This is a genomic window from Prevotella sp. AM34-19LB, assembly GCF_003468525.1.
Taxonomy (GTDB): Bacteria; Bacteroidota; Bacteroidia; order Bacteroidales; family Bacteroidaceae; genus Prevotella.
The window spans coordinates 1-18,430 of sequence record NZ_QSIG01000056.1; the positions used below are offsets into that span (position 1 = coordinate 1).

Annotated in this window: 16 protein-coding genes and 1 pseudogene; 4 read left to right on the forward strand and 13 right to left on the reverse strand. The window is 48.0% G+C overall.

Annotation, left to right across the window (positions count from 1 at the left end):
* The first annotated feature begins 344 nt into the window (after positions 1–344).
* Together DW830_RS13310 and DW830_RS13315 are read left to right on the forward strand one after the other, a co-directional pair.
* Positions 345–647: a DUF4160 domain-containing protein gene (locus DW830_RS13310; protein WP_119238464.1), complete on the forward strand. Its 303-nt coding sequence runs from the start codon at positions 345–347 to the stop codon at positions 645–647.
* Entirely contained in the window at positions 644–892 is a 249-nt protein-coding gene (locus DW830_RS13315) for a DUF2442 domain-containing protein (protein ID WP_022251301.1), read from the forward strand. Before DW830_RS13310 ends, DW830_RS13315 begins: the two co-directional genes overlap by 4 nt.
* 150 nt (positions 893–1,042) lie before the next feature.
* Here DW830_RS13315 and DW830_RS13320 read toward each other — a convergent pair whose 3' ends face one another.
* The 11 genes from DW830_RS13320 to DW830_RS13360 all read right to left on the reverse strand — a co-directional run bounded on the left by DW830_RS13320 (position 1,043) and on the right by DW830_RS13360 (position 13,305).
* Positions 1,043–2,707, reverse strand: a complete 1,665-nt coding sequence (locus tag DW830_RS13320) for a dipeptidase (RefSeq protein WP_119250244.1) — start codon at positions 2,705–2,707, stop codon at positions 1,043–1,045.
* A 27-nt stretch (positions 2,708–2,734) separates the two neighbouring features.
* Positions 2,735–3,586, reverse strand: a complete 852-nt coding sequence (gene nadC / locus DW830_RS13325) for a carboxylating nicotinate-nucleotide diphosphorylase (RefSeq protein ID WP_119250245.1) — start codon at positions 3,584–3,586, stop codon at positions 2,735–2,737.
* Positions 3,587–3,606: 20 nt separating this feature from the next.
* Entirely contained in the window at positions 3,607–3,834 is a 228-nt protein-coding gene (locus tag DW830_RS13330; RefSeq protein WP_117663082.1) for a hypothetical protein, read from the reverse strand.
* Positions 3,835–3,871: 37 nt separating this feature from the next.
* The gene (locus DW830_RS13335) at positions 3,872–4,906 is read right to left on the reverse strand and encodes a DUF4296 domain-containing protein (protein ID WP_119250246.1); all 1,035 of its coding nucleotides are present in this window, start codon (positions 4,904–4,906) and stop codon (positions 3,872–3,874) included.
* Between the two features lie 15 nt (positions 4,907–4,921).
* Entirely contained in the window at positions 4,922–5,548 is a 627-nt protein-coding gene (locus DW830_RS13340; RefSeq protein WP_410524529.1) for a lipoprotein signal peptidase, read from the reverse strand.
* 107 nt (positions 5,549–5,655) lie between these two features.
* Positions 5,656–6,039, reverse strand: coding sequence for a TraR/DksA family transcriptional regulator (locus DW830_RS13345; RefSeq protein ID WP_089543439.1), 384 nt, complete (start codon positions 6,037–6,039; stop codon positions 5,656–5,658).
* A gap of 112 nt (positions 6,040–6,151) precedes the next feature.
* Complete coding sequence (gene ileS / locus DW830_RS13350; RefSeq protein ID WP_119250247.1) at positions 6,152–9,763, reverse strand: isoleucine--tRNA ligase; 3,612 nt, start codon at positions 9,761–9,763, stop codon at positions 6,152–6,154.
* A gap of 228 nt (positions 9,764–9,991) precedes the next feature.
* Positions 9,992–10,135, reverse strand: a complete 144-nt coding sequence (locus DW830_RS16700; protein ID WP_233544535.1) for a hypothetical protein — start codon at positions 10,133–10,135, stop codon at positions 9,992–9,994.
* A 15-nt stretch (positions 10,136–10,150) separates the two neighbouring features.
* Positions 10,151–11,446, reverse strand: coding sequence for an NAD(+) synthase (locus tag DW830_RS17395; protein WP_410524531.1), 1,296 nt, complete (start codon positions 11,444–11,446; stop codon positions 10,151–10,153).
* A complete protein-coding gene (locus DW830_RS17400) occupies positions 11,428–12,156 on the reverse strand; it encodes a nitrilase-related carbon-nitrogen hydrolase (RefSeq protein WP_410524530.1) in 729 nt (242 codons plus the stop codon). The genes DW830_RS17395 and DW830_RS17400 overlap by 19 nt, the downstream gene beginning before the upstream one ends.
* A gap of 6 nt (positions 12,157–12,162) precedes the next feature.
* On the reverse strand, positions 12,163–13,305 hold the full coding sequence (locus tag DW830_RS13360) for a DUF2027 domain-containing protein (RefSeq protein ID WP_119250248.1): 1,143 nt from the start codon (positions 13,303–13,305) through the stop codon (positions 12,163–12,165).
* A gap of 347 nt (positions 13,306–13,652) precedes the next feature.
* Here DW830_RS13360 and ispE point away from each other — a divergent pair, with 347 nt between their 5' ends.
* Together ispE and DW830_RS13370 are read left to right on the forward strand one after the other, a co-directional pair.
* Positions 13,653–14,513, forward strand: a complete 861-nt coding sequence (ispE, locus tag DW830_RS13365) for a 4-(cytidine 5'-diphospho)-2-C-methyl-D-erythritol kinase (protein WP_119250249.1) — start codon at positions 13,653–13,655, stop codon at positions 14,511–14,513.
* Between the two features lie 88 nt (positions 14,514–14,601).
* On the forward strand, positions 14,602–15,216 hold the full coding sequence (locus tag DW830_RS13370) for a DNA alkylation repair protein (RefSeq protein ID WP_119250250.1): 615 nt from the start codon (positions 14,602–14,604) through the stop codon (positions 15,214–15,216).
* A gap of 425 nt (positions 15,217–15,641) precedes the next feature.
* Here DW830_RS13370 and DW830_RS13375 read toward each other — a convergent pair whose 3' ends face one another.
* Positions 15,642–16,142, reverse strand: a complete 501-nt coding sequence (locus DW830_RS13375; protein ID WP_119250251.1) for an NUDIX hydrolase — start codon at positions 16,140–16,142, stop codon at positions 15,642–15,644.
* Positions 16,143–16,245: 103 nt separating this feature from the next.
* Positions 16,246–18,308, reverse strand: a pseudogene (locus DW830_RS13380) (dipeptidyl-peptidase 3 family protein).
* Between the last annotated feature and the right edge of the window lie 122 nt (positions 18,309–18,430).

The window sequence follows — 18,430 nt, forward strand, 5'->3', positions numbered from 1 at the left end:
TCAGTTCTTCCAGCAAACTGCTTTGGAACCTGAACGAAGTTGGGATTCTTGCTGCTGTTGTTGACATAATCATTAATATTTTAAATTAGTTCTGCAAATATACATCAAAACCCTGACAACACAAAGTTTTTTTGTGATTTTAACACATAATATTCCCCCAACCTGCCACGAGTATTTGTTCCCTACCGATGTATTCCGGATTAGTATTGGTATGGGATGGCTATCCTTTATCTTATAAAATACGGGAATCCAAACTTTTCCCGAAACTTTTCTCCCGTTTTCTTTGCGTTTTCAAAATAAAGTCGTAACTTTGCAATCAAGATAGATTAAAAAAGGAGGTTGCGATGCCAAAGATATTTGAATACTTCGGATTTATCTTTCTGTTCTATTCAAATGAGCATGAACCAATACACGTTCATGTAATGAAGGATGGACATGAAGCTATTTTCGAGATAATATTAGAAAATGGTGAACTTGTTGAAATTCATAGAAGAACTTCTAGCAAGATACCACCTTTAAGTGAGAAGGATGCTGCTACAGCAGAGGCCTTTGTGAAGAAGTACTATAAGAATATAGTTGATAAATGGGTAAACTTCTTTATTTATAAGAAAAGAATACGTTCAACTAAAATAACGAAGAAATTATGAACTTAAGTATCGTTTCTGCAAAATATGTGGCGCCATTAAAAGTTGAATTACACTTTAATGATGATACCATTAAGACGATAGATGTAGGTGCTTTTATCAGAAATCACCCACATCCGCAATATAACTCTTACTTGAATGAAAACAAATTCAAAAAGTTCAAGATAGAGTTTGGTAATATCGTTTGGGGAAAGAATTGGGATTTGATATTTCCAATAGATAAGTTATATGCTGGCGTTTGCTGCTGAACAAGAAAAGGATGTTGTATAAGTCCTTAATACAGTGACTTTTACCGCACCTCATAGGAAAACAACAAGGGTCTATATGCCACGATGAAAAGGTGGCGTATAGACCCTTTTTACTTTCCGGGATCTTTGATTCTCAAGAATCAAAAACCATTATTTCTTCTCCTCTGGAACCAGGAACTTATCGCCACTCTGCTTTACAAGCTGCTTGGCAAACTTCTCTGGATAACCAGGACGAACTGGAGTAGCACCCAAACCGTATGGAGTCTTCTTGAAGGTACCATTCTTATCGGTTGGCTTGATGATCATATCATTGTACTTCACCACCAGGAACTCGAAAAGCTGGTTCCAGCGACCCAACATCTGCTGAGCCTTCTCAACACTGTAGTCGTTGAGATACTTCACAGCTGCCTGTGGGTTCTGGGCATAAAGCTCCTGAGCCTTCTTCTCAACACCTGCCTGAGCCGCGAAATAACTGTTGTCCAAGCTATCACGAACCTCCTTCAAGGTTGGGAACATCAGGCTGTAACGAGGATAAACCATGTTGCTGGTCATGTTGCAAACCCAGTAAGCGTTCTTCTTGCTGAAATGCAAGGCATCAGCACCAGGAGTATTGTAGCACTCAGGACGCTCGGTCATAGAGCAATATACAGGAGTGAACGCAGCCATATTGGCATCATCGTTGGCAAACCAGAACACGCCGCCAATCTCTCTTGGCAACCATGAACGCATCTGGCTCACGAATACGAAACCACTCTGCTGGGTGCTGACAGGACGCTCGTTGAAATACTGCTTGCCATCCACCTTGTACATCAAAGGTGTAGGACGATAAGGCATCTCCCAGATACCACCGCCGATATCAGAACCGTCGGCTACAGAAAGAGGAGTACCCTCGTAATGGTCGCGCATCACATTCTCTACATCCTGAACACTCACCTTCTTGTTAGGAACCACCCAGAGAGGCATATCCTGCGCATCAGGATTCTTGCCGAGTGCCCAATCCAGATAAGGACTCATATCATAGAAGTGATTCAGCATCGCCCAGGCACGGGCATCGCAGAAACGACGACCCGAGAAATCAGGCTTTGCATACGCCATCTTCCAGGAGAAATCAGCATCCTTGCCCTGGAACCAACCCTTGCTGCGGGCAAAAGATACCACATCCTTGGCATACATCACATTCTTCTTGTCCTTCATGTTGAACTTGCCGATGCGGCTCTGGTTGGCATGCGCACAGACAGCATCATCCGGAATGCGGAGAGCTACCCATACGGCTCCCTTGGAACCAGCACCCTTACCCATCATTTCCATAATCCAAGCCTCGTTAGGATCGCAGATGGTGAAGGTCTCACCGCCAGAGTTGTAACCATAAGTATTGGCGAGGGTGGTCATCACCTTGATAGCCTCACGTGCCGTCTTACTGCGCTGGAGAGCTACATAGATGAGTGAACCGTAGTCCATGATACCGGTAGAATCCACCATCTCCTCACGACCGCCGTAGGTAGTCTCGGCGATGGTAACCTGCCACTCGTTGATATTGCCGATAACGCTGTAGGTCTCGGCAGCCTCAGGAATCTCCCCATAATACTTGTTACTGTCCCAGTCGAAAATCTTACGCATCTCGCCCTTGGCATGTTTAGCCGCAGGATAATGGCACAGGTTCTGGAACATTCCGTAGTCGTCGGCACTATAAGAACACATCACAGAACCATCTACTGATGCCTTCTTGCCCACAATGAAGTTGCTGCAAGCCTCAGCCTCTGAGACACTGCCCAACATAGCTACAGCCATCAGGGCTGAAGCAAAAAACTTATTCATAAAATATACCTTATTTATATATACTCACTACTCACAAGCCTTGAAGCTCATATCCAAACCCTTCACACTATGTGTCAAGGCACCTACAGAGATAAAGTCAACACCCTGCTCTGCATAGTCGCGGATGGTATCGTAGGTGATACCGCCAGATGACTCAGTCTCATACTTGCCAGCGATGATATCTACAGCCTTCTTGGTATCAGGCACTGAGAAGTTATCGAGCATGATACGGTTGACACCGCCGTGCTTCAATACCTGGTCGAGTTCATCGAAGCTGCGAACCTCGATTTCAATCTTCAGATCGAGACCCTTCTCCTTGAGATAAGCGTGGCAACGGTCGATGGCATTATCGATACCGCCAGCGAAATCGATGTGATTGTCCTTGAGGAGAATCATATCGAAGAGACCGATACGATGGTTCATACCACCACCGATCTTCACAGCCTGCTTCTCCAACATACGGAGACCTGGAGTAGTCTTACGGGTGTCGAGGATGTGAGTCTTGGTACCTTCAAGGCGCTTTACATACTTAGCTGTCATAGTAGCGATACCACTCATACGCTGCATGATGTTGAGCATGAGGCGCTCAGTCTGGAGCAGCGAACGGGTCTTGCCCTCTACGATCATAGCGATGTCGCCCTTCTTCACGTGGGTACCGTCCTGCAACAGAACCTCTACCTTCATGGTAGGATCGAAGCGTGCGAATACCTTCTTTGCCAATTCTACACCTGCCAAAACGCCATCTTCCTTGATGAGCAAATGGCTCTTACCCATGGCGTCCTCAGGAATACAACACAAGGTTGTGTGGTCGCCATCACCGATATCCTCAGCAAATGCCAAGTCTATCAACTTGTCTTCTAATTGATCTACGCTTAACATATTATTAATGTTTATTGTTTTTAATGTTTATTGTTTAATCTTTTCCCGTTCCATAGGGCGCAGAGGATGCCTTCCTCATCACGCTCTACCCTGATTTCTCCGCCCAGCCATTCGGTCATGGGCAGCTCCTCACGGAACTCATAGTAGTTGACTACCCTACCCTCGGCTATCTCCACCACTGCCTGCTGCAGGATGGTGCCATCGGGAAGTACCACGGTATGAGCACCGCATCTTCTCAGCTCCTCCATCGTAGTGTCGTTTTAAATCATTATCGCACTTGAAACGTTATCTCGTCTTAAGAGGTTCTGCCTTCATCGGCTTCATTTCCTTGAGCGGCTTCAGCGGTTTGCCATCCGGCATTCTGATAGGATGAACCGGCTTCTGGGATGACATCTCGAAGGTCTGCTCTCCCGGTTTTTCACCTGATGATGATGAAGAGGATGAAGCTGAAGAGGATGAAGCTGAGGAAGCACTATCCTTGCGGAGGCTATCGGATGATGCCGATGGAGAGCTTCCTGCCGGTGCTGCCACAGGCTTCTGCGGATGCATGCGAATCAGTTTGATATGCTCCAGGAACATCAGCTTCAAGGTGGTCTGGGAAGAAACACCCGTGCCGTTATCACCATTCATCAGCATGAAGTATCCCTTCACGCTCTTGATGCCAAGTGAATCAGCATCAGAGAGTTCCACCGAATAATGCTGGGTGCTCTGAATCATGATGGTACGCTGGGCAATACTATCGTTACCAAACTGCACAGCGAGCATCGCAACACCATTGCGCATACCATCCTGATAGATGAACTGCGCATCGAAATCGAGCATCAGGCGGTCGCCCTTATGGAAGGTAGAATCCACCTTGATATCGAAGCTGGTACTATTGAACGGCTTTACAGGCATAAACATCATCGATGTAGCGAGATTCCATACATTAGCCGTATCGCCGGTAGCAGAGAGATTAGCAAACTCTCCTCCCCCCTTGGCACTACCGCCCATGGCTGTAATCTCGTTGTTGTAACGGTCGGTCAGGTCCTTATACACATCCTCCAGCAGTTCGGTATGACGCATATAATAAACCATGGAAGAATCGAACTCGGCAGAGGTGACATCGTGTTTCCGGAGCACCGCCTCGCGGTAAGCCAGGCTCTGTCCCTTGTCGCCGTTATCATCCATGTGTGCCATCGCCAGAGCCAGGTGATAATCATAAAGAATATCCGTCATCTTGCCCTTCGACAAGACGCCGCCTGGCAGGGAAGGCTTGCAAGATGAAACGCTGAAAAGCAAAGCCATCACTGCCACAAGACAAATCATTAACTTCTTCATTCTCATGCCTCCTTTCTATTTCTTTTCTTCCTTGTTATCTTCCTTACTACCTTTCTTGTTAACAGAAGTCTCCTTCTTGTCTGCCTGAGTAGAAGTCTCCTTCTTCTCCCCTTTCTTCTTGTCATTTCCTCCGAGCTGCTCCAGTTCCTTGCGGCAGAAGAGCAGCATGGAAATGATACCCACGCTGACGCAGGCATCGGCAAAATTGAATACAGGATCGAAGAATGTTCCCTGCTGACCACCCCAGAAAGGTACCCACTCCGGCCAGGTATAGCTGAAGAACGGGAAGCGGAACATATCCACTACCTTACCCATGAAGAAAGGTGCATATCCATCGCCGAACGGTACCATATAAGATACGTAATAAGGCGAGGATGCAGTGAACATCAGACCATAGAACATCGAATCGATCATATTGCCGATGGCACCCGTAAGTACCAGGGCTACGAGGATGATGTAGAGCAGACGATGCGTACCCCTCCTGATGATGCGATAGAGATAGACGATGAGAGCGACGATGGCTACAGAGCGCAGCAGGCTGAGCCAGAACTTGCCGATAAACGACATGCCCCACGCCATTCCGTTGTTCTCAATGAAATCGATAAAAAACCAATCTGTAACACGAACAGACTCGCCAAGCAAAAGTGGGTCTTGATGTACAGCTTAATCCATTGGTCGATGATAAGCAGCACAACCACCATTGCCGTGACGAGCCAGCCGATATGTAAATTCCTTTTTTTCTCCATTTATTATTTCTTTCTAGCCTCCTTCGAAGCTACACTCAATGTGGCATGAGGTACGGCACGCAAGCGCTCCTTAGGAATCAACTCACCCGTCTCGCGGTCGATGCCATAGGTCTTGTTCTGAATGCGAACCAGCGCAGCCTCCAGACCCTTGATGAACTTCTGCTGGCGCTGAGCCATCTGGATAATTTCCTCCTTGCTCTGTGCCTCGCTGCCCTCCTCAAGAGCCTTGTAGGTTGGTGATGTATCTACCACATCATTACTATCTGAGTGGTTGAGCTGAGCCATACAGTCACGGTAGGTCTGCTTTGCCACCTTTAATTTCTCTTCAATGATAGCGCGGAACTCCTCGAGTTCTACATCGCTATAACGTGCCTTTTCGTTAGCCATAGACGTTGTTTTGTTATAAAAGTTAGACTAGAGTTTTAAGGAATAGAAGTTAGAAGCGAGTAGTTTGGAAAAACTCCTAACTCCTAACTCCTAACTTCTAACTCCTAACTATTTAATTCTTCTCTACGAGAATGTTCAACTTAAAGTCATCAAACTCGGTCTCAACACCTGCGTTGGCGCCGATTTCGATGCTGTCAGCCAGTACCTGCCCCTTGATGTAGTCGCCGAATGACTCGATGGCTGCGTTGGTCTCCTCATTTGAAGCCACAGTCACCTTGATGCGGTCGGTAATCTCCAGACCAGTCTCCTTGCGGAGGTTCTGGATACGGTTGATCAGCTCACGAGCCATACCCTCCTTCTTCAATTCAGGAGTCAACTCTACCTCAAGCGCTACGGTCAGATTGCCCTCGTTAGATACGAGCCATCCTGGGATATCCTCTGAGATAATCTCCACGTCGGCTACCTCTACTACGGCTTCCTGTCCGTCAATATTCAATGTGATGTTACCTGCCTTCTCGAAGGCTGCAATCTGGTCCTGATTGAGCGCTGACATCTGGGCGGCAACACCCTTCATCAGCTTGCCGAACTTCTTACCCATCACTCTAAAGTTACACTTCACCTTCTTTACGAGAATACCCTGACCCTCAATGAAGTTAACCTCCTTCACGTTCACCTCGTTCTTCAACAGTCCTGCTACTGCCTCGATGTGTGCCTTCTGTACATCATCTACGGCTGGAATCATGATCTGCTGCAGTGGCTGACGAACCTTGATGTTCACCTTGCGGCGCAATGCCAATACCATAGAAGTAATCTTCTGGGCGATGGCCATACGCTCCTCCAGGTCGGCGTCGATAGCAGCCTCATCGGCTACAGGGAACTGTGCCAGATGTACGCTCTCCAACTCGCCACCCAAGTCGTGATACAACTCGTCTGCATAGAATGGAGCAAATGGTGCCAAAAGCTTAGCCACTGTCATCAGACAGGTATAGAGAGTCTGGTAAGCGCTGAGCTTATCCTCACTCATTTCCTTACCCCAGAAACGTTTACGGTTCAGACGAACGTACCAGTTAGAGAGGTCATCGTTGACGAATGCGTCGATAAGACGGCCTGCACGGGTTGGGTCGAAGCCAGCCAACTCCCTGTCAACGCCCTTGATGAGAGTATTGAGTGAAGAGAGAATCCAGCGGTCGATCTCTGGGCGCTTCTCGAATGGCACCTGAGCTGCAGCTGCATCGAAACCATCTACATTAGCGTAGAGGGCGAAGAAGCTGTAGGTGTTATACAAGGTTCCGAAGAACTTACGACGGGTCTCATCTACACCGTTAGGGTCGAACTTCAGGTTGTCCCAAGGCTCGCTGTTGGTCATCATATAGAAACGAACTGGGTCGGCACCATACTTGTCGATCATCTCGAATGGGTTGGTTACGTTACCGACGTGCTTACTCATCTTGTTACCCTTGGCATCGAGAACGAGACCTGTAGAGATAACGTTCTTGAAAGCTACGCTGTCGAATACCATGGTAGCGATGGCGTGCAGGGTGAAGAACCATCCACGGGTCTGATCCACGCCCTCGTTGATGAAGTCGGCTGGATAGAACTTAGGAGGAATAGCATATCCCTCGTAGGTGCTGTGGATGAGTGCATCGCGGTCTGCCTCTGTGCCACGGGCCATCTCACCCTCGAATGGGTAGTGGAGCTGGGCGTAAGGCATTGAACCTGAATCGAACCAAACGTCGATGAGGTCACTCTCACGATACATTGGCTTGCCCTCCTCGTTAACCAATACGATCTTGTCAACGTATGGACGGTGGAGGTCAATCTTATCATAGTTCTCCTGACTGTAGTCGCCAGGAACGAAACCATTCTCCTTCAATGGGTTGCTCTGCATGATGCCGGCAGCCACTGACTTCTCGATTTCAGCATAGAGTTCCTCCAGACTGCCGATACACTTCTCGCCACGGTTCTCATCACGCCAGATAGGCAATGGAGTACCCCAGAAACGGGAACGGGAAAGGTTCCAGTCGTTCAGGTTCTCGAGCCAGTTGCCGAAACGGCCTGTACCGGTGCTCTCAGGCTGCCAGTTGATGGTCTTGTTCAATTCTACCATGCGCTCCTTGCGGGCTGTATCCTTGATAAACCAGCTATCCAATGGGTAGTAGAGGATAGGCTTATCAGTACGCCAGCAGTGAGGATAGTTGTGCACGTGCTTCTCGCTCTTGAAAGCCTTTCCCTCCTGCTTCAGGTCGTAGCAGAGCACGATGTTCAGGTCTTCAGCCTTATCAGAAGCCTTCTTGTCCCAAACACCATCCACATTAAACTGTGGGTCGTAGGCATTCTTCACGTAGTCGCCTGCGTGATGACCGTATGCCTCCTTGTTGACGCAAGCGCTTACGAAGTTGTCATCGAGGTCTTCGATGAGATAGAACTTACCCTGCAGGTCAACCATTGGGCGGGTCTCACCCTTCTTATTAATAAGGTAGAGGCCTGGGATGTTGGCATCCTTAGCCACCTTGGCATCATCGGCACCGAATGTAGGAGCGATGTGCACGATACCTGTACCGTCATCGGTAGTAACATAGTCGCCGAGGATTACGCGGAAAGCCTCGCTATCCATCTCAACGAACTTATCTCGGCCATCCTCAGAAGCGAATACCTTCTCAGGATGAGCAGCAGCATATTCTGTAACGAAAGCTGGAGCAAAAGCATCAACCTTCTCGCATGGCTTCACCCATGGCAGGAGCTGCTCGTAGTGCAAGCCTTCGAGTTCTGTACCCTTCATGTGGTCGATAATGCGCCATGGGCACTGCTTCTTCTCCTTGTCGAATGGCAGGAGATCACCCTCCTTGCACTCCTGGTCGGCCTTGAGATATGAACCTACCAGAGCCTCAGCCATCACGAGAGTCATAGGCTCGCCATTGTAGAGGTTGTAGGTCTCGATGGCAACATAGTCAATCTTAGGACCCACACAGAGAGCCACGTTTGATGGCAAAGTCCAAGGTGTAGTAGTCCATGCGATGAAGTAAGGCTTGCCCCACTTGGTCCACTCTGCCTTAGGATCCTTGATGAGGAACTGGGCTGTGGTGGTAAGGTCCTTTACATCGCGATAGCATCCAGGCTGGTTCAACTCGTGAGAGCTCAAACCTGTACCTGCGCCTGGAGAATATGGCTGGATGGTGTAACCCTTGTAGAGCAGGCCCTTGTTGTAGAGCTGCTTGAGGAGCCACCAGAGTGTCTCGATAAACTTGTTATCGTAGGTGATATAAGGATGATCGAGATCTACGAAGTAACCCATCTTCTCGGTCAACTCGCGCCACTCAGCGGTGAACTTCATCACGTTCTCGCGGCACTTGTGGTTGTAGTCTTCTGTAGAGATATACTTCTCAGAAGCCTTGTTGTCGATATCCTTCTTGGTGATGCCGAGTTCCTTCTCGACACCGAGTTCAACAGGGAGTCCGTGGGTATCCCATCCCGCCTTGCGGTGAACCTGGAATCCCTTCATCGTCTTGTATCTGTTGAAAGTATCCTTGATACTACGTGCCAACACGTGGTGAATACCCGGGTGGCCATTAGCAGATGGAGGACCCTCGAAGAAGATAAACTGAGGGCAGCCTTCACGCTCATCGATAGACTTGTGGAAGATATCATTTTTCTCCCACGCTGCTAGTACGTCATTGTTTGTCTGAGTAAGATTCAGACCATTGTGCTCGGCAAATTTCTTAGCCATATTATCTATTAAATTTTATATTGTTTTTACTTTTGGGCGCAAAGTTACAAAAAAAATATGTTTTTCCCGAATATAGAGGTAATAAATTAATAATTTTTCTATTAAAAATCCCGATTTGAGCACCAAAATAGTATCGAATGCTCAAATCGGGAATCAATATTCTGTTAAGGCTGACTGGAAAAGCCATCAGCCTAAACGCAAAAATCCAAAACTGCTGAGGGTTGGAAATCAGTCCAGACTATCCAACCACTTCTGGCCCCACTTACTTTTCAGCCAAAGTAACATAATAGATGCTATCACTGCCAAAACGCCATAAACAATAGTCATTCCTTCAGCGAATCCCATCAAAACTATAGTTAATGCAAAATCCATAACTTTTATTTTTTATTAATTATCACAAATCCTATTTTCTGCCTCTTGCAGCCAGATGGTGGATGCGGCATCGCTAGGCATGCGCCAGTCGCCACGAGGACTCAGGCTCACACTTCCCACCTTCGGACCATCAGGCAGACAGCTGCGCTTGAACTGCTGGTTGAAGAAACGGCGAACAAATGTCTTGAGCCATTTCTTGATGGTCTCCTCATCGTAGGAATCAGGATCGTTGTCGCTGATCTTCACACGCTCCAGATTGGTATCGATGAACGCCTTCTTAGCCAACATATAAATCTTGGCAGGACGGAAACCGAAACGCAGGAAGTAATAGAGGAAGAAATCGTGCAACTCGTATGGACCAACCAGGTCTTCCGTCTTCTGCTTGATGTTTCCATTCTCATCGGCAGGAATCAGCTCCGGACTGATAGGTGTATCAATGATGTCGCGCAGGGTGATGCGGCTCTGCTCATCTACTCCACTCTCGGCAACATGGTTTACCAGATGACGAATCAGGGTCTTAGGGATGCTGGCATTCACGCCATACATGCTCATGTGATCGCCATTATAGGTGGCCCAGCCCAAAGCCAGCTCAGAAAGGTCGCCGGTACCTATCACCATACCGCCCATCTTGTTGGCAAGGTCCATCAGAATCTGCGTACGCTCACGTGCCTGCGAATTCTCGTAGGTCACATCATGCACGCTGGCATCATGACCGATGTCCTCGAAATGCTGTGTCACTGCCTTGGCGATGCTGATTTCACGGATGGTGATGCCCAGACTCTGCATCAGAGAGATGGCATTATTATATGTTCTATCGGTGGTGCCGAAACCTGGCATGGTAACACCCACGATGCCACGGCGATCCATCTTCAGCTTATCGAAAGCCTTGACGCAGACGAGCAGGGCAAGAGTGGAATCCAATCCGCCACTGATACCCACCACCACCGTCTTGGCATGGGTATGGACGATGCGCTTGGCAAGACCCATCAGCTGGATATTGAAAATCTCCTCGCAGGAGGCATCCATATCGCTGCTGGTAGGAATAAAAGGATGCGGATTCACCTCTCTCTCCAACACGAATTCACGCTCGTTCTCAGTAGGATCGGCATCGATGTTACGGATGTTGAACTGTCCGCCGAGAACCGAATATTTGATGTTACGCTGGGCGTTGACATAGGTGGAATTGGTGCGACGCTCCGAACGGAGTTTCTCTACATCAACCTGCGCGATAACCATCTGAGGATCAAGAGAGAAACGCTCACCTTGTGCAAGTAAAGCTCCATTCTCGTAAATCAGGCATTTCCGCCATATACCACATCCTGTGTACTCTCACCGAAACCGCAGGAACTATACACGTATCCGGTCATGGTGCGGGCACTCTGCTGGCTCAGCAGACTCTTCAGATAGTTGTGCTTTCCGATGAGTTCATCGCTCGCAGAGAGGTTGAAGATGAGGTCGGCACCAGCCAGTGCCAGCTTGTTGCTAGGAGGAGCCGGAGCCCATACATCCTCGCATATCTCTACGCCAAACTGCACGCCGTCGTAGGTGTGGAAAATCTGCACATCGGGGGTCAGTTTCACCTTATGTCCGGCATAGCGAACCTCGCAATCGCGCAAGTCCTGCGCAGAGGCAAACCAGCGCTTCTCGTAGAACTCGCTGTAGTTAGGGAGATAGGTCTTAGGCACGATGCCCAGGATCTGTCCGTGCTGGATCACGATACCGCAATTCAGCAGCAAATCGCCAGCCACTACCGGAGCGCCGACAATGGAGATGATGTCGAGCTTGCGGGTGAAATCGAGCAGCATCATCACCGCCTGCTCGGATGATTCCAGGAGCATCTGCTGGCGGAAAAGGTCCTGACAGGAATAGCCTGTGATAGACAATTCCGGGAAGGTAATGATCTCTACGCCCTTGCCTTCTGCCTGGGCTATCAGATCTTCTATCTGTTGGGTGTTGAAGATTACATCGCCTACCTTGACGGCAGGGATGGCACTTGCCACCTTCATAAATCCGTACTTCATAATAAATTACTTTATTGTTACCTGTGTGGCACCATATCCATACTCCTGGAAGGAAGCATCCTGATAGGTGCAGTTCTTATAGCGATAATTCAACTCATGGATGAGTGCCTGGCGCAACACGCCCTCTCCCTTTCCATGGATGAAGATAATCTTCTGTCCCTTATTCTTCTTATTCTCTGCCATTGTCTTCTTGAAGATATCCATCTGATAATGAAGGATATCAGCAGAATTCATTCCAGCAGTTGTTTCAAGAACCTCGTCTGCATGAAGGTCGATGATGAGGGTACCGTCATCCTTCTTGCTTTTCTTCTTGCTGGTGTTGGCAATCACCTTCTCGTCCTTGTACATCTGCTCCTTCAATCGCTTGGAATCGATGACCAGCGGACGGGCTACCTCGTCGTTCTCCACGATGGTGAAGAGATAGGCTGGAGTCTCGAAGAAATCATTCTCCTCGAAGAGATGGAGCTTGTAGAACTTCACTGGGTCCAGGCGGAACTGGACATCCGTAGCTGGCTTCAGCAGGAATGGCTTGTCCTTCTTGTAGGCAATCATCTGGATAGCGATGTGCTCCATCTCATTTAGAGCCTCACGACCGAATTCCTCGATGAAGAGCTTGGTGTTTGGCTCGATTTCGCCCTCCGCCTTCAGGGTCCACGCATTGCCCTCGGCTACGAGATAGGTGTAGCGCAGATAGTAGTTGCTGTCGTTCACCATATACGACTCGAAGCGGGTATTGGTCACATCCTTGATATCGATAGGCACGAAGGCGAGGTAAGCGCTGAGCTTGTTACCGCCCGTACGCTCCTGAATCTGCTTCACGAAGGTAATCTCACGGTCGGCAGCATCATACTCCTCTACGTTCATATCCACATCATTCTCGTGCTCGTTCAGGATAGCCTTGATGCTTCTGCTGTCCTGATGCAGTTCGGTGTTGGCATGCTCTTCAGCCTTCTGCTTGGCATCCATCTTGGCAGAGATCATCTTGCCCATGGCATAGTCATCCTGCTCTACCACTACCACCTCGTTGATTGGCATCGGAATCTCGAAACCATCTTCATCCTCTACCAGCACGATATTCTTGCCCTGGAAGCCGGCCACCTTTCCGCCGCCCACTTCGCTCAGGAATCTTACTTTATCACCTTTCTTCATATTTCTATTTATTTTTTATTTTTATCTAATTATCTATCTATCCTTAAGGATAAATATCTTTAGCCTTAAGGATAAATACAATTATCCTTAACTCAAAATATATTTTCCCTCAGGCAGAATCACTCTTTCTGAAATGAGGATACACTTTGCAAAGATACAAAAGATATTGCAGAATATGGATGTTTTTAATATTTTTAATGCAAGTAAGAAAATAATCTTGATGAAAAGCACCGGGTTTGGGATATTTTTTATATCTTTGCAAGTAGATTGCATATAGATTGCATATTGTGCATATAGATTATATAGATTGCATATAGTTAACGTATTACTCTTAAACATTATTGATTATGATTACATTTCCATGTGCCAAGATCAACCTTGGCTTAAATATAGTAAGCAAGCGCGCTGATGGTTACCACAACCTGGAAACCGTATTCTACCCTATCCCCCTGACTGATGCCTTGGAGATCAAGCTGATGGGAGATGAGTTTCCTAGCGAGGTAGCCTGCGACCTGAAGATTACAGGCAATGCCGTGGATTGCGATGAACAGAAGAACCTGGTGGTGAAGGCATATAATATGCTGGCTGCCGACTTCAAGATTCCCCGCATTCATACGCATCTCGTCAAGCGTATCCCATCTCAGGCAGGAATGGGTGGCGGCTCTGCGGATGCTGCCTACATGATTCGTCTGCTCGATGAGCGTTTCCGCCTGAACATCGGTATTCCTGAAATGGAGCGATATGCTGCCAAGTTGGGTGCCGACTGTGCCTACTTCATCAGTGCGGACCCTGAGAATGGAGATACAGCCTGCTATGCTGAGGGTATCGGCGATGTACTGATGCCGGCAAGCGGTCCTGGAGATAACATGAAGGGATATTACATCGTGATTGTAAAGCGTGACGACATCGCTGTAAGCACCAAGGATGCCTACGCTGCCATCACTCCTAAGAAGCCTGCGAAATGCTGCCGCGACATCGTTCGCCAACCTATCGAGACCTGGAAGGATGAGCTTGTCAACGATTTCGAGGCGCCTATCTTTGCGATGCATCCAGAGTTAGCAGATATCAAGCAGAAGCTCTATAATCTGGGTGCCGTATATGCAGCTATGAGTGGAAGCGGCAGTGCCATCTTCGGCATCTTCAAGCATAAACCAGCGAATATCGAGGAGCAATTCGACGGAATGTTCTGCAAAGTATTAAAACTTTAGATTTAAAACATTACTTTAGATTTAAACATTACTTTAGATTTAAACATTACTTTAGATTTAAACATTACTTTAGATTTAAAATATTACAATGAACGAAGAAACACATCAGAAACTGATGACTATCAAGCGAAGCTTTCGCTTGTTGATGAACGGTCCGGGTTCGCAATCCATGCGAGACAAGGGCTTGGGATATAAACTGAATTGGGGTGTGCCATTCTATGAATTGAAGAAGATGGCGCAGGAATACGGCAAGGATTATAACCTTGCCATCGAACTCTGGAAGGAGGATATCCGAGAGTGCAAGATTCTTGCTACCCTCATCATGCCTGCCGACAAGATGCTGCCAGAAATCACGGATATCTGGATGGAGCAGGTGCAGAGCCAGGAGATGGCTGAGATGCTTGCCTTCAATCTGCTGCAGCATGTGGAATATGCGCCGGTGATTGCGTATCAATGGATAGCCAGCGATAAGCCTTTCTATGAGATTGCCGGTTTCCAGCTCCTTGCCCGTCTCTTTGCGAATGGTCAGGAGCCTAACGATCGTGGAATCAACGAGTTCCTGGATCAGGCTGCCGTGGCATTGCAGGGAGATAACATGGGTATCAAGCATGCTGCCGCCAATGCCGTAATGCGTTTCTGCGATTTCGGAGAGGATTTCGAGAAGATTGCCCAGGGGGCACTCAAGGGTATCTTCGAGATATAATTTATCTGCGTAGAATCATTCATCGGATTACGGAGATTTTTTATTCATCGGATTACGCAGAGTTATCGGAAACATTCTTGCTTCTCGGATTACGCACGGATTAAACGGAAAGCGACCTGTTCGGTCGAGTAACCGAAACTGCATGATGTATAGTCACGCAGATTTCGCAGATGACGCAGATTTTAGGTCTAAAATCTGTGTATATCTGTGGAATCTGTGGGATATAAATGGAATCTGTGGGATATAAAAAGAGTCAATCAAAAAAATCTGCGTTATCTGCGAAATCTGCGTGACCTTATAAAATGTGGTTTCAGCTCCCTCGACCGAACAGGTCGCTTTCCGTTTAATCCGTGCGTAATCCGAAAAGCAGAATGTTTCCGATAACTCCGCGTATTCCGATGAAAAATATCACATGACGAAGAATATCACATGAAAAACTTCTGGTATTCATTTTCGAAATTCGGAGTGAAAACACCTTTTCCGATGTTTTCCTTGATTTCTTCCTTACTCCAGAATCTGCCACCAGACAACTCTTCCTGGCTCGGCTTCACCTCACCATCATATACACAACGGTGAACATACACCAACTCCTTTTCTCTCTGACTCTCAAAGACATAATGTCCTAAAGACTCCGGTTCGAAATCAGTGATACCCAGCTCCTCCCTCACTTCACGATGAAGCGCCTGGTTCACACTCTCGCCTAAATCCACATGGCCGCCACAGGCAGTATCCCACTTATCAGGCTGGATATCCTTCCATGCCGGACGGTGCTGGAGATACAGTTCCCCCTTACTGTTGAATACATGCAGATGAACCACAGGATGCAATATCTTGCATCCATCATGGGCATGCCCCCGGGTGATGGCACCCAGAATATTACCCATTTCATCTACTATCGGAAATTCCTCGTTCTTGTTATCTATCATATCTATTTATATCATATCTATAAAGAATCAGAATAGCCCCACGCCCTGAACCAACGATCATCCACCGAAGGGAAAGGGAAAGGGGCAAAAGCTTTGTAAATCATTATAGTGTTCCATACTCCTCAGAATAGCGGAGCATCTGGTCGGTATAGCTCTCCTCGTAATCGAGATTTACATCGATAGGATTGCCCTCCTCATCATAGACCAGCGTCATCTTCGGATTGATGAAACCCTTGTATGGAGCCAGGTTCAGCTTCTTGTATCTCGCCAGAATCTCGCGATGCAAGTCTGGATCGATATTTACAGCATACTTCTCTACCAACTGGCGTGCAGCCTCGAAATCTCCCTCGCTCTTGATGCGCTGAATCTCTGCTAGGAGTTCTCCGAAGAGATGACGGAGCTTCACGTAATCATTCACCTTCACATAGGTTCGGGTGGTTACGATATTTCCCTCAGCATCCTTCAGGGCATCCTCGGCAGAAGCATAGCTCACCTCTTCCGTCACCAGTTCCACGGCACCCTCGGCATGCTCCAGCGTCCACCAGGCAATGAGGGCACGGTTTCTCATGTGCGCCTCCTCTATCTTATCACCCTCCTTGATACGGATGGTCTGGGTGAGCAAACCGTTCATCAAATAACTGTAATACTGCGCCTTGTAAGCTCATCATTCGGAGTCAGTCCCAACTCAACCAGCTTATGGTCAGCCACATAGTACAGACCGAAGAGATCGGCTCTCGCCTCCTCTATCGTGTTGCCATACGCCTTCAGTGCATCAGGATCGGTACCAGGAAGAAGCTGACCGCTGCCATGTCCCAGACACTCGTGAAGGTCGGTATGCAGGTCATCGGTGATATCAGCATACTGATTCATCAGCGCCACAGTCTCCTCATCGATGACAAACTCATCTCTGAATCCGTTGCCCTGAGCCGCCTTGTTGTAGGCATCAGTCAGATTGCCGATGGTAACGCTCTTCGAACCGTGCTCCTGACGGATCCAGTTGGCATTAGGCAGATTGATGCCGATAGCCGAAGCAGGATATTCCTCTCCGCCGAGCATCGCCGCACAGATAACATTGGCTGTAACACCCTTCACCTCCGGTTTGCGGAAACGTGGATCCACAGGCGAATGATCCTCAAACCACTGAGCATTCTTACTGATGGTCTGGGTTCGCTGGGTAGCCTCCAGGTCCTTGTATTCCACGATACCCTCCCAGGTTCCTTTCAATCCCAATGGGTCGCCATATACCTCGATGAATCCGTTGATGAAATCCACCATGCCTTCGTGCTGCTCCACCCAGGCGATGCTGTATCGGTCAAAATCCTCAAGATTACCAGTACGATAGAACTTCACGAGCAGGTCGATGACATGCTTCTGTCCCTCATTTTCAGCGAATTTCTGCGCCTTGAGCAACCAGGAAACGATTTCCTTGATAGGCTCACTATAGAGTCCGTCCTCCTTCCACACCAGCTCTATCATCTCGTTATTGCGCTTGGTAAGCTTGGAATTGAGTCCGTAAGATGGAGGTGTCGGGTTAGACGCATCCTTCAATCGGGCATAGAATCTCTCCACTTCCGCCTGAGTCACATTCTCATAGAAGTTGCAGGCAGAAGTCTTTACCAGGTCCTCTCCATCGGTCTGGTTCACTCGCTTCGGCATCACCTCCGGGTCGAAGATGACAGGTACGAGCTGAGCGAGGAGATCTTCCTTGCTCTCTCCTCTCTTGAGCGGCAACTCTTCCTCTGAGATTTCCTCCATCAACTGATAGAAGAATTCCTCAGAGAATGCCGGCTTGAATTTCTCGCAGCCATAATGATGATGGATGCCGCTGGCAAACCATACGCGCTTGAGATATACTTCGAAAGCCTTGAATTCTTCGGAAGAAGTTTTAATTTGAGTAGTAGTATCGCTTGCAGTCTCCGTGTTTTCGATAGCCTCTCCGATGATACCCTTGTAATGGCGATAGATTGCCTCCAGGGTTTTGCGAATGCGCAGGTTGTACTTTCCCTGCTGGTCGAACGTGATGTCACGTCCCATCAGGGTAGCCTTTGCCAGGCAGTAAATATACAATTTCTGATTGAGCGACAATGCCTCGAATCCCTTCAGCTCGTAACGCAGCATCTGGATGTCGGCAAAGCGCTCGTGGGTGTTTACATTACAATTTGCCATGTTCTAAACCTTTAGTCGAGTAAGTGGAGGGAGTTTCACCCTCCCTTCTCTCGGAACCGTGCTTGACAGTCTCCCATCACACGGCTCTTCGTACTTAACTCTTTTGTTTCTTAGTTTATATT